The following is a 13022-nucleotide window of genomic DNA, read 5'->3' on the forward strand; positions in this document are numbered from 1 at the left end:
AGGGTGTCAGGCGGCAGCTGCGCGGGTTGGGTGAACTTGCGGCCAGACGAGCGCGGTTCCGATCGCATAGGCAAGGCCGATGGCCAGCACGATTGCCGACGACCAGATGTCAAAAGGTTGGCCGGGATAGGGCGCGCTTGCCAGAGCCGGGAAGAGCACCAACCCGCGCAGAAGATAGATCGACGCGATCACGGGCAGCCCGCTTCGCAAAAGCGGAAGGCGAGGCAACTTGCGCGCGCCGGAGAAAGCATAGGCGGCCCAGATCGCGAGAACGATTGCGATCCCGATGGTCATCCAGACCAATCCCATCGCACCATTCTCATACTCAACGACCAGCGGTTCGGGCGCTCCGAAAAAACGAAACCAGCTTGCGCCCATGGCTATGCAGGCGAGGTGTGCGAGCGAGGCGAGCAGGCTCGCTAGACCGCCGATCATCAGAAGCAGGCGTCCCAAGATTACACGGCCACTTCGTATTGAGCTGTCGTCTTCTCTGCGACCTCCTCGGCAGTAACACCGGGAGCCAGTTCGATAAGTTTGAAATTCGAATCCTTGTCCGGTCGGTGGAACACGCCAAGATTGGTGATGATCATGTCGACCACTCCAGCGCCGGTCAGCGGCAGCGTGCATTCGGGGATGAATTTCGGGCTGCCATCCTTCGCGTTGTGATCCATCACCACGATGATTTTCTTTACGCCCGCGACAAGGTCCATCGCGCCGCCCATCCCCTTGATCATCTTGCCGGGGATCATCCAGTTCGCGATGTCGCCATTTTCGGCCACTTCCATCGCACCCAGAACGGTAAGGTCGATATGACCGCCCCGGATCATCGAAAAGCTCGTCGCGCTGTCGAAATAGGCGCTGTGAGGCAATTCGCTGATCGTTTGCTTGCCTGCGTTGATGAGATCGGGATCGACCTCGTCGTCGTAAGGGAATGGCCCGATGCCGAGCATGCCGTTTTCGCTCTGGAGCGTCACCAGCATGCCTTCGCGAATATGGTTGGCGACGAGCGTGGGAATGCCAATGCCGAGATTGACGTAATAGCCATCTTCAAGCTCTTGGGCGGCGCGGGCCGCCATCTGATCGCGGGTCCAGCCCGGCGTTTCCTGTGTCATTGAAAATGCTCTTCGTTGGTGTTGCTCGGCGAGGCGAGTGCGATGCCGCTATGGCAGGTCACGCCGTCTCGCGCTCTCGCGTGGTGCGGAATTCGATTTTCTTGTCATAGGGCGCGCCAACAATCATGCGATTTACGAAGACGCCTGGCAGGTGAATTTCATCCGGGTCTAGAGCGCCAGCCGGCACCACTTCTTCGACCTCGACAACGCATACCTTGCCGCAGGTCGCGGCGGGCTGATTGAAATTGCGCGCGGTCTTGCGGAAGATGAGATTGCCGGTCTCGTCGGCTTTCCATGCTTTCACGATCGACAGATCGGCGAAAATACCGCGTTCGAGAATGTAGGTCGACATGATGCCATCGGGATCTTCGAAATCCTTGTGCTCCTTGCCTTCCGCAACCTGCGTGCCGACACCTGTCTTGGTATAGAAGCCGGGGATCCCTGCACCGCCAGCGCGCATTCTTTCCGCTAGCGTTCCTTGCGGACAGAATTCGACCTCAAGCTCGCCTGCGAGAAACTGCCGCTCGAACTCCTTGTTTTCGCCGACATAGGAAGAGATCATCTTCTTCACCTGGCGCGTGCGGAGCAGTTTGCCGATGCCTTCATTGTCGATGCCCGCATTGTTGCTCGCAAATGTGAGGCCTTTGACGCCGCTATCTCGAATGGCGTCAAGCAATCGCTCGGGAATTCCGCAGAGACCAAAACCGCCAGCAGCAACCAGCATGTCGTCTCGCAGCACACCATCGAGCGCGCTGGCTGCATCTGGGAAAAGCTTACTCATTGAATACACCTGCCCGTTTGGGTTGGATGAAAGGCTTGGCTTAAGCCTTCGCCTGCCCCCTGATTAGTGGCTGCAGGTTCCTGTGTCACGCTCCTGATTCTGCCCTAGGAACGAGATCGTGCATGTTGCGACGCACAACGCAAGAAACCGCATTTTTGCTCGAAAAGAGCGCGGCTGCCTAAAATTTGATCAATTAATATGCGTCAAATGGAATTGTGTCAGCGATATGACGATAGATAATGCACGAAACGCAACATAAAATGCGCCTTTCGCACTTGCGAAATAACTTCGGGTCAAGCATACCGGGGCATGCCTTTCAGGCATCCTCTCCCAAACTTTTCCAGCCCGGCCTTCGCGCCGGGCTTTTTTCTGCCTGCAGGACCGTGTCAGGCGGTCATCCTGTGCCCTCTGCGACTGTAACAATTCCTGAAAATTCTTCGAAACGGTTCACGAGCATGGCCGTTTGCAAAGGGCGGCGCCGCTGCCTAGCTATCAGGCAGCCCGACCGACGAATCGAATGATCGAGAGGATTTGCCCATGGCCGAAGCCGAAGCCGCCACTCCCGCCCGCACAGCGCGACTGCAAGTCGCTGCAGCACGGCAGGAGGAATCAGGACAGGGCATCGCGCGCATGCCGCGCTCGGCTTTCCAGGAACTAGGTATAACCGAAGGCGAGGTGGTCGAGATTACCGGTAAGCGGATGACCGCAGCCATCGCGACAGCAGCCTATGCTGAAGACGAAACGCTCGACGTGGTCCGGCTGGATGGCTTGCAACGCGGAAATGCGGAAGCTGGTTCGGGCGAGCACGTTGAAATCAAAGCCGCCGAATCGCGCCCGGCGACGCGCGTGGTGTTCGCGCCGGCTCAGCGCGAAATGCGCCTGCAAGGACCGACGCAGGCGCTCAAACGCAACTTTTTCGGAAAGCCGATTGTGGCAGGTGACCTGGTGGCGACGACCGGACAGCAGCCGGTGCAAAACATGCCATCCGATGTGCGGCAATTGCTGCGAGCGCCCGCCTATGCCCTGACGCAAATCCGCCTTTCGGTCGCTTCGACAAGCCCCAAAGGCATCGTCCACATCGACGAAAACACCGAAGTCGAGTTACGGACCGAATTCGAAGAGCCACGCGACGCCCGCGCCGCGGTCAATTATGACGATGTCGGCGGCATGGAAGACACTATCCGCCAACTGCGCGAAATGGTCGAGCTGCCGCTGCGTTATCCCGAGCTGTTCACCCGGCTGGGTGTCGACCCGCCCAAGGGAGTGCTTCTCCATGGACCTCCCGGCACAGGCAAGACCCGCCTCGCGCAAGCAGTCGCGAACGAAAGCGACGCCGACTTCTTCACGATCAACGGGCCCGAAATCATGGGCTCAGGCTATGGCGAAAGTGAAAAGCGGCTGCGCGAAGTGTTCGAAGAGGCAACCCGCGCAGCCCCTGCGATCGTGTTCATAGACGAGATCGATTCGATCGCGCCCAAGCGGACACAGGTCCCTGGCGAGGCCGAAAAGCGGCTTGTCGCACAGCTTCTGACTCTCATGGACGGGCTGGAGGCGCGCGCAAACCTTGTCGTGATCGCTGCGACCAATCGGCCGGACGCAATCGACGAAGCGCTGCGCCGTCCCGGCCGCTTCGACCGCGAAATTATCATCGGCGTTCCTGACCAGAGTGGCCGCCGCGAAATCCTGGCCATCCACACCCGCGGCATGCCGCTGGAGGCAGCGGTAAAGCTGGATGAGCTGGCCCGCGTCACGCATGGCTTTGTCGGTGCGGACATCGCGGCGCTTGCCCGAGAGGCGGCGATCGATGCCGTCCGTCGGATAATGCCGCGCCTCGATCTCGATGAACGCACCATCCCGCAGGATGTCCTTGAGGACCTCTGCGTCACGCGTGACGATTTCTTTTCTGCACTGAAACGTATTCAACCCTCCGCCATGCGCGAAGTCATGGTGCAGGTTCCGAAAACCAGCTGGGACGATATCGGTGGCGTCGGCGACGCGATCGACAAGCTGAAAGAAGGGATCGAGCTGCCGCTCAAGAATCCTGATGCGTTTCGCCGGCTGGGCATCCGACCCGCCAAAGGCTTCCTGCTTTACGGTCCGCCTGGGACCGGTAAAACCCTGCTTGCGAAAGCGACGGCCAAGGAGGCGGAAGCCAATTTCATTTCGATGAAAAGCTCCGACCTCTTGTCGAAATGGTATGGCGAAAGCGAACAACAGATCGCGAAACTGTTCGCGCGGGCGCGGGCCGTGGCACCGTGTGTTATCTTCATCGATGAGATCGACAGTCTGGTGCCGGCGCGCGGATCGGGACAGGGCGAGCCGCAGGTGACAGGACGAGTGGTCAACACGATCCTCGCTGAAATGGACGGCCTTGAAGAATTGCAATCGGTCGTCGTTGTTGGTGCCACCAACAGGCCGACGCTGGTCGATCCCGCGCTGCTGCGTCCGGGCCGGTTTGACGAGCTGGTCTATGTCGGGACGCCGGACACCGAAGGCCGCGAACACATCCTGAAGATCCACACATCCGATATGCCGTTGGCAGGCGACGTCGACCTTTCAGATGTCGCGTCGAAAACCGAGCGATTCACCGGAGCCGATCTCGAAGATGTGGTGCGAAGGGCAGGGCTTGCTGCGCTTCGTCGTCTCGGAGGCGAAGTGGACATGGTCGCCGCTGAGGATTTCGCATCAGCATTGGAAGACTCGCGTGCCACCGTCACATCACGGATGGAAGCGGAGTATCGCAAGATGCGCGGCGAGCTTAAAAAGCGTGCGGCGGAAGCCAATCCGATTGGTTTCTTCGCGCCGGACACCCTCGAGCCGGCAAACGCGAAGAAACACGACTAGAATTTTCAGGGGCCGGCGGGTTCCCCAGCTTTCGGATGCCCGCCGGGCACTTCGAGCCGGTGGCGGATCAGAGCGTTTTCCTGATTGTCGCGGATCCAGCCGAGCATGTGTTCGCGCGTCTCGCACCGCAGGACGAAAAGTTCGCTGATCGTCTTGGCGCTCATCGACAGGCGCAACTCGATGCTTTCCGGATAGGCCTCGGTCATGAGGAACGCGATATTGCGCCCGTCGAACAGTTCATGCGCGGTGACGAAGCGTTCGAATTCTTCGCGGATCGGCTGGACTACAGTTGCCGGATCAAGATGAAGAAAAACGGGGCCGGTAAGCTGCTCGTCGGTGCGCGACCAATTTTCGAAACTTTCGTCCAGGAAGCGTGAGGTCGGGATGATCACCAGTCGCTCATCCCAGGTTCGCACGGTGACGAAGCTGAGGTGCATCTCCTCGATCCGCCCGACATCGCCATCGACTTCCACCAAATCGCCCAGCCGCATCGGTTCGGTAAGTGCAACCTGAAGCCCGGCGATCAGCGATTTCAGCGCTGGCTGCGCAGCGGCACCGATGGCTAGTGCGGCGAGACCGGCCGAGGCAAGCATCGTCGTACCGATCGATCGCACGGATGGTATCGCGAACAACATCAATCCAATGGTGATCATGACAATCGCAGCGACCGCGATGCGGGACAAAACCGCTATCCGCGTCTTTCGGCTGCGTATGGAAATCGGGTCTTCATGGGCTTCCATCCGCAGCTCGAGCGCTGCGGTTAGGCCGCGGACGATGTTGTACGCGATCCATCCGAGCAGTGCAGGGCGAAGAAATTGCCCGAGCGGTTCCCATACAGTGCGAAGGGTCTCGTCCGCCTGCGCGGCCAGGGTCACACCAATTGCGATGAAGGACCATTTGATCGGTCTGCGAATGCGATCGATCAGGATATTGTTCGAAGGCGCTTCGGAAATGCTGGTGAGCTTATTCACCAGAGCGAACACGATCCGATAAGCAAGGTAGGCGAGCGTTACGCCGACCACCACAAACAGGGCGGCGACCCCGATCGCATTCCAGTCGAATGTCCATGTGCCCGGTTCGGCAAAGCGAAAGCTCGCGGCGAGGGTCAGTTGAGACAGGTCGTGCATAGATGTGGCTCTAATTTTTGCAGGCGAAATGGTCTAGATTCCGCGCGAATGCGCAGTGGATTTTTCGGATCAATGCGCAGCGTCCCAAGAAGCTCCCGTGCCGATATCGATGGCGAGCGGCACGTCGAGCTCGACCGCGGGTAGTGCCGCCTCTGCCATTACGCGCTCGATGATCGGCGATGCGGCGGCGACGTCGCCTTCGGGTAGCTCGAACACCAGTTCGTCGTGCACCTGAAGCAACATGCGGACATCGGACAGGCCCGCATCCTCCAAAGCCGGAAGCATGCGCGCCATGGCCCGTTTGATGATGTCTGCACTCGTGCCCTGGATCGGCGCATTGATCGCGGCACGCTCGGACCCCTGGCGTTCGGCCTGGTTCTTGGACTTGATGCGCGGGAACCAGGTTTTGCGACCGAACAGCGTCTCGGAATACCCCTGCTCGCGGACGGTTTCGAGCGTTTCCATGATGTAGCGCTGGATGCCGGGGAAGCGCTTGAAGTACGTATCGATCATGTCCTGCGCCTCGTCCGGCTCAACCTCCAGTCGCCCGGCGAGCCCCCAGCGGGAGATGCCGTAAAGAATGGCGAAGTTGATCGTCTTGGCGCGGGCCCGCGTGTCGCGTGTCACCTCGCCGAACATCTCGGTTGCCGTGCGGGAGTGAATGTCTTCGCCGTTGGCGAACGCTTCCTTGAGCGTATCGACATCTGCCATGTGGGCAGCGAGCCGCAGCTCGATCTGCGAATAGTCGGCTGCGAGCAGGACGTTGCCGCTTTCCGGCACGAAGGCTTCGCGGATCTGGCGGCCGATGGCGGTGCGGATCGGGATGTTCTGCAGGTTGGGATCGGTCGAAGATAGACGCCCGGTCTGCGCGCCGACCAGGCTGTAGCTCGTATGCACCCGACCGGTATCGGGATTGATCTGCGCCTGGAGGGCATCGGTGTAGGTCGATTTCAGCTTGGAGAGATGCCGCCATTCGAGCACCTTTTTCGCGATCGGTGCGCCCTCTTCGTCCTTGGCGAGGTTTTCGAGCACGGACTGGTCGGTCGAATACTGGCCGCTCTTGCCTTTCTTGCCTCCTTTGAACCCCATCTCGTTGAAAAGGACTTCGCCCAATTGCTTGGGGCTGCCGACGGCAAATTCCTGTCCGGCGATTTCGTGAATATCCTTCTCGAGGCTGGCTGTTTCCGTCGCGAACTCCTCTGACAATTTGGCCAGGCGTGCGCGGTCGACCTTGATGCCTTCGCGCTCCATTTGGGCGACGACAGGGATGAGCGGGCGATCGACCCTCTCATAGACCTTCGTTCCGCCTTCGATGGCAAGGCGTGGTTTCAAATGCTGGTACAGCCGCCACGTGACATCGGCGTCCTCGGCTGCATATTCGGTCGCGCGGTCGAGCGGTACCTGGCCGAAGGGGATCGCTTTCTTTCCGGTCCCGCACACATCTTTGAACGCGAGCGGCTGGTGCCCGAGATGCCGCTCGGAAAGCTCATCCATTCCGTGACCGCCGCCAATCCCGTCCTGCCCGCGCCCCGCATCAAGGTCGAAGCTCAGGATCATGGTGTCTTCGATGGGCGCAACCTCGACGCCGTAGCGGGCGAGCACATTGAGATCGTACTTGCCGTTCTGGAAAACCTTCGTGACGCTTGCATCGGACAGCATCGGGGAGAGTATTTCGAGCGCCTTTTCAAGCTCGACCTGCTCCGGCTTTTCATCGAACATATCGCTGCCGCCGTGAGCGAGTGGGATGTAGCAGGCATCGTTCGGACCCAATGCAAGACTGATCCCGACGAGTTCGGCACGCATCGCATCCAGCGCCGACGTTTCGGTGTCGACAGCGACGAGCCGCGCCGAGATTGCGCGCTCTGCCCAGTGCTTAAGCCGGTCCTCGGTCTGGACCGTTTCATACGCGCTGCGATCAATCTTGGGCATGTCCGGCAGCGGCTGGCTGTTGCCTTCGACATCTCCAGCATCGCCGGCCTTTTCGGCGGCAGCGGGATGCAGATTGTTAGCGCGCTCGGGACTGCCCGATCCCGTACCGAGCCGTTTCAGTAGCGAAGTGAAGCCGTGCTTTTCGAGGAAGGCGGCAAGTGGCTCTTCGGGTATCTTCTCGATCTGCATCTCTTCCAACGGCTGCGGCAGGTCGCAATCTTCCTTCAGTGTCACCAGAACCCGGCTCATTTCGGCATCGTCCCGGTGTTCGAGCAGACGCTCCTTGAGTTTCGATTTCTTCATATCCTCAGCAGAATCGAGCGCTGCTGTGAGCGATCCATGCTCCGCGATCAGCTTGCTGGCGGTCTTCGGGCCCACCCCATAGATGCCGGGAATATTGTCGACGCTGTCGCCCATCAGCGCCAGCACGTCGCCGACCAGTTCCGGGGCCACCCCGAATTTCTCCTCCACTTCGGGAATGTAGATGCGCGCGCTCTTCATTGTGTCGAGCATGTCGATCCGTGCGCCGTCCACTTCGCCGATCAGCTGCATCAGATCCTTGTCGGAGGACACGATTGTCACGTTCCAGCCCTGCCGCTGCGCTTCGCGTGCATAGGAGGCGATAAGGTCATCCGCTTCCAGCCCCGCCTCTTCGATACAGGGTAGGCTGAATGCGCGTGTGGCATCGCGAATCAGCGGGAATTGCGGGCGCAGATCCTCCGGCGGTTCGGGCCTATTCGCCTTGTATTCCGGGTAAATATCGTTGCGAAAACTCTTCGAATCCTTGTCGAGGATGACGGCAAGATGAGTCGGCCCGTGTGCTGCGTCGAGATCATCGGCGAGCTTCCACAGCATGGTCGTGTAGCCGTAGACCGCGCCGACCGGTGTCCCCTCCGGATCGGTTAGCGGAGGGAGCCGGTGATAGGCTCTGAAAATGTAGGATGAACCATCGACAAGGTAGAGGTGCTGTTTCTGATCGGCCATTCGCACCTGCTAGCATCGGTAAATGGCTTGCGTAAGCTGCTTTGATGGCCGCCGCGAATTGAGCACGACCCATCTGAATTGTGGCGATTGCAGGGCCAAATTACGGCAAATTCGCCTCAATTGGCTTGCATTGCCACATTGTCGCCACTATTTGGGCACCAGAACCCGGGGGTCAGATACCGGTTTCGGCATGGCTGACAAAGCTGGCCATGCTCATTCACGAGTTGAATAAGGAATTGTTATTATGCGTAAATTCGTACTCGCAACCGCTGTTGCCGTTTCTGCCCTTGGTCTCGCTGCATGCGGCGAAACCGCTGAACAGGCTGGCGAAGTCGGCGACGCGATGGCTGCAGACGCCGAAGCAAACGCTGAAGCTGTCGAAGCTGCTGCTGGCGAAGCTGCTGCTGAAGTCGAAGCCGGTGCAGACGCTGCTGGCGCCGCTGCTGAAGAAGCTGCGATCGAAGCTGAAGCCGCCGTCGAAGGCGAAAGCGAAGCTGAAGCTGCTGCTGAGTAATTCGCAGACGGTTTCAGCCGACCTTCGATCAGCGAAGGTTGCCTGATAAAAGAAAGGCGGCTCCGCTTGGAGCCGCCTTTTTCTTTATCAGCTCTAATGGTGTCCTCAGCCCCCGTTGTTTGGGGCGTTTGTCCAGTTCTGGCGACGCTCTTGCGCGCGCGCCTTCGCATCGAAGCCATCGTAAAGAGCGCGTGCGATTGATGCGATCCGGGCTTCGCGAGCGCGTCGCGCGCCTTGACCCGTGACGTAGATTGCAACGGCGATGGCGCGTCCGTCGGGATATTCGATGATGCCAATATCGCTCGAAGTGTTGTTGAGCGAACCGGTCTTGTGGCTGACGCGGGCCTCACCGGGCATGTGCGCAACAATCCGGCGCTTGCCCGTAACTGTTCGGCTCATCGCGCCAAGCAGCACGCGGCGGCTCTGGTCGGACAGGAAATCGCCGCGGTAAAGTCCCTGAAGCAACCGCACCATCGCGCGGGGCGTTGCCGCATCGCGCTCATCGATCCAGGTGGCCGGATCGTATTCGCCGTCGTCACGGACCAGAGTAGCGATGTCGCGGTCGATGCTGAATTCGGTGATGCCCTGACGGATCATCCAGTCGTTGACTTCGCCCGGACCGCCGACCGCCTTGAGTAAAGCATCGGTCGCGGGATTGCTCGAGCGGGTGATCATGATCTCGATGAGATCGATCGCCTGCATGTATTTACCCTTGCGGACCGGGGCAGCGCGCGAGGAGAACTTGGCTGAACGGACCGGGATCAGGAGAGGAAATTCGGAAGTGAGCGAATATTTACCCTGCTCGACCATCTCCAGATATTTCGCCGCAACCGCGATCTTGCTCGTCGAGGCCATCGGGAACAGCTGATCGCCAAGAACAGTCAGCGTTTCGCCGGTCGAAAGGTCCATGGCCGCAACGCCGATGCGGCCCTTGCTGCCATCGGCAAGCTCGGCGATCCGGCGTTCGAAACCGGTTTCATAGATAGCCTCGAAGGTGTCGGGATTGCGCAGATCGGTGCCGAATGCGCTGTCGAAGCTCGCTTGAAGCTCGTTGTTTTGCTGCGCTTGGGCGGACGCGGCGGTGGGGGCCGCAAGGAGTGCTAATCCGGCTGCGATCGCAGCAGTGAAAGAGAAACGTGGCGCTGAGTTCATACCGAATGCTACCTGTTATATAGTTTCTGCTGACTTAACGATCTTATCACGAGTAAATCAATCCGTCGCTACAGACCTTCGCTTCGTCGCCTGTGAAGGGGCGAACTCCGTCATTTTGTTCGGATCGGCCGCGCGCACTCTTCAAGTCAAAGCGTGATTTGGGCTGCGGTTCCCTCAGCTTTTAGGATTGGTCCCCGCGATTGGTCTTGACTGCGAGGCGATGCACCTCTTTTGATGCGACGATATATCGACAACAGGATTGCTCATGACCTCGAAAAATAACTCCGCATTTGGTTGCCGCGCATTTGCAACGGCATTGCTGCTTGGCACGTCGACTGTGGCCGTCGCGCAGAATGCTCCCATCCTGCAGCCTGGTGCGCCGGGTCAGGACAGCAAGACACTGAGCGCGTTGGAAGCGACCCAGCTCGCGAGCTCCAAATACACTGACGCCGACGTCAAATTCATGCAGCAGATGATCGTTCATCATCAGCAGGCCGTGGTGATGTCGGAGCTGGTCGCCGACCGCACGAACAACGAGGACGTGGTCACCATCGCAGGCCGCATCATGTCGAGCCAGGCTGACGAAATCCAGTTCATGCAGGAGTGGCTGGCGGCGCGCGGTGAGCCGACTGAGCTCGCGATGGCTGGAATGCCCGGGCATGAGCACCATGCGCATATGGGGATGGCAGGTATGGCCAGCCCTGACCAGTTGGCGGCCCTTGCAGCAGCGCAAGCGACTGAATTCGATCGCCAGTTTCTTACATTGATGATCGCGCATCACGAAGGGGCTATCGACATGGTTGATGCGCTGCTGGATCAGCCTGGAAGCGCCGCCGATCCGATCCTGTTCCGGTTCGCTGGAGATATCGAAAACGATCAGACGAGCGAGATCGACCGAATGGACGCGATCCTCGCCGGGCTTTCCACCGATCCGCGAGCGACGTTGGCGTCGGGTTTCGACACGGCGGGTGAGGCGATCCTGAACCTGCGCAAAGTTGTGAGCCTGTCAAAGCCGGCCGGCTTTTTCGATCCCGATAACCCGGCCGATCTGAGAGCTCCGGTCCCGCCGCGCGAAGAAGACAAGAAAAACGCGCCGGCCGAGGAGCTTGCGGAAGCGACAGACGATGCGCTGGCAGACGCTTCCGCTGCCGCGGATGACGACGCCACGCCTCAGCGTGAGGACGAGGAAAGCCTCACCGAATTCGCAGAGCGCACGCCGCTGCTCGATTTCGCCAACACCGACATGGCGTTCTTCGACGACATCATGGTCACAGGAAATTATCACGGCTTCAACATCTACCGCCTGGGCGATGATGGCGTGCCAACACTGCTCAGCTCGGTCGTGTGCCCAGGCGGACAGGGCGATGTCTCGGTCGTCGGCGACATCCTCGTCATGAGCGTCGAGCAAACCCGCGGACGTGTCGATTGCGGTCTGCAAGGCGTGGAAGAAGACGTCAGCGATGAGCGTTTCCGCGGGCTGCGCATCTTCGACATATCCAATCTCAGCGCAGTCCGGCAGGTCGGTCAGGTCCAGACATGCCGGGGCAGTCACACCCATTCGATCGTAAGCGCGGATGATGAAAAGATCATCGTTTACAATTCTGGCACGTCCAGCGTTCGCGAGCAGGAAGAACTGGCGCGTTGCATCGACAATCCCGCTGATAGCCGCACGGCGCTGTTCAGTATCGACGTGATCGAGATACCGGTCGCCAATCCAGGTGCGGCGAGGATCATCAGCAGCCCCCGCGTTTTCGCGGACACCGAAACCGGTGAGATCGCTGGCCTGTGGAAAGGCGGCGAAAGCGAAGAAGGTGCGCAGGACACGCGCCGGACCGATCAGTGCCATGACATCACGGTGTTCCCGTCGAAGAACCTCGCTGCGGGTGCATGTTCCGGCAACGGCATCCTGATGGACATTTCCGATCCTATGAACCCGGTGCGGATCGATGCGGTGTTCGACAAGGGGTTTGCCTATTGGCATTCGGCGACCTTCAACAATGATGGCACGAAGGTCATTTTCACCGACGAATGGGGTGGGGGCGGGCGCCCGCGCTGCCGCGCATCGGACCCGATGACCTGGGGCGCGAATGCGATCTACGACATCGTCGATGGCAAGCTTGAATTCCGCAGCCATTACAAAATGCCGGGGCCGCAAAGCGACAAGGAAAACTGCGTCGCGCATAATGGCTCGATAGTTCCGGTGCCGGGGCGCGACCTGTTCGTGCAGTCCTGGTATCAGGGCGGCATCAGCGTGATGGATTTCACCGACAGCGCCAATCCGAAAGAGATCGCATTTTTCGATCGCGGCGCCATCGACAAGGAGCAGCTCGTCGTCGGCGGGTTCTGGTCATCCTACTGGTACAATGGCCGCATCTACGGCACCGAGATCACGCGCGGGATCGACGTGTTCGCGCTGGAGCCGAGCGAGTACCTTACTGAGGAAGAGATCGCTGCTGCAGAAGCAGCGTCCTACGCCAACACGCGTTTCAATCCGCAAACCCAGACCCAGGTTACTTGGGACGAGGCGACCATCGAAGCCGCCGCAGCGAGCCGTAACGGCGGCTAAGCTCTTCGCCGGA

The 13022-nt window shown here is 59.6% G+C and carries 9 protein-coding genes; 3 read left to right on the forward strand and 6 right to left on the reverse strand.

Annotated features, from left to right (window positions below):
* Positions 1-6: 6 nt before the first annotated feature.
* From IB285_RS14420 to IB285_RS14430, 3 genes are read right to left on the reverse strand one after another with little or no spacing between them, the layout of a single operon-like run.
* A complete protein-coding gene (locus IB285_RS14420; protein WP_190788811.1) occupies positions 7-435 on the reverse strand; it encodes a hypothetical protein in 429 nt (142 codons plus the stop codon).
* 20 nt (positions 436-455) lie between these two features.
* Entirely contained in the window at positions 456-1112 is a 657-nt protein-coding gene (locus tag IB285_RS14425) for a CoA transferase subunit B (RefSeq protein WP_190788812.1), read from the reverse strand.
* Between the two features lie 58 nt (positions 1113-1170).
* Positions 1171-1893, reverse strand: coding sequence for a CoA transferase subunit A (locus IB285_RS14430; RefSeq protein WP_190788813.1), 723 nt, complete (start codon positions 1891-1893; stop codon positions 1171-1173).
* A gap of 537 nt (positions 1894-2430) precedes the next feature.
* Here IB285_RS14430 and IB285_RS14435 point away from each other — a divergent pair.
* Positions 2431-4737 (forward strand): CDC48 family AAA ATPase, encoded by a 2307-nt coding sequence (locus IB285_RS14435; protein WP_190788814.1) that lies wholly within the window; start codon positions 2431-2433, stop codon positions 4735-4737.
* A gap of 5 nt (positions 4738-4742) precedes the next feature.
* Here IB285_RS14435 and IB285_RS14440 read toward each other — a convergent pair whose 3' ends face one another.
* Positions 4743-5864, reverse strand: coding sequence for a mechanosensitive ion channel family protein (locus IB285_RS14440; protein ID WP_190788815.1), 1122 nt, complete (start codon positions 5862-5864; stop codon positions 4743-4745).
* A gap of 69 nt (positions 5865-5933) precedes the next feature.
* Entirely contained in the window at positions 5934-8777 is a 2844-nt protein-coding gene (polA, locus tag IB285_RS14445) for a DNA polymerase I (protein ID WP_190788816.1), read from the reverse strand.
* 80 nt (positions 8778-8857) lie between these two features.
* Between polA and IB285_RS14450 the strand changes: the two genes are divergently transcribed.
* The gene (locus tag IB285_RS14450; protein ID WP_190788817.1) at positions 8858-9337 is read left to right on the forward strand and encodes a hypothetical protein; all 480 of its coding nucleotides are present in this window, start codon (positions 8858-8860) and stop codon (positions 9335-9337) included.
* Between the two features lie 59 nt (positions 9338-9396).
* Here IB285_RS14450 and IB285_RS14455 read toward each other — a convergent pair whose 3' ends face one another.
* Entirely contained in the window at positions 9397-10443 is a 1047-nt protein-coding gene (locus IB285_RS14455) for a serine hydrolase (protein ID WP_190788818.1), read from the reverse strand.
* A 265-nt stretch (positions 10444-10708) separates the two neighbouring features.
* Here IB285_RS14455 and IB285_RS14460 point away from each other — a divergent pair, with 265 nt between their 5' ends.
* Positions 10709-13009, forward strand: a complete 2301-nt coding sequence (locus IB285_RS14460) for a DUF305 domain-containing protein (protein WP_190788819.1) — start codon at positions 10709-10711, stop codon at positions 13007-13009.
* Positions 13010-13022 lie beyond the last annotated feature (13 nt).

Source organism: Erythrobacter rubeus, assembly GCF_014705715.1.
Classification (GTDB): domain Bacteria; phylum Pseudomonadota; class Alphaproteobacteria; order Sphingomonadales; family Sphingomonadaceae; genus Erythrobacter; species Erythrobacter rubeus.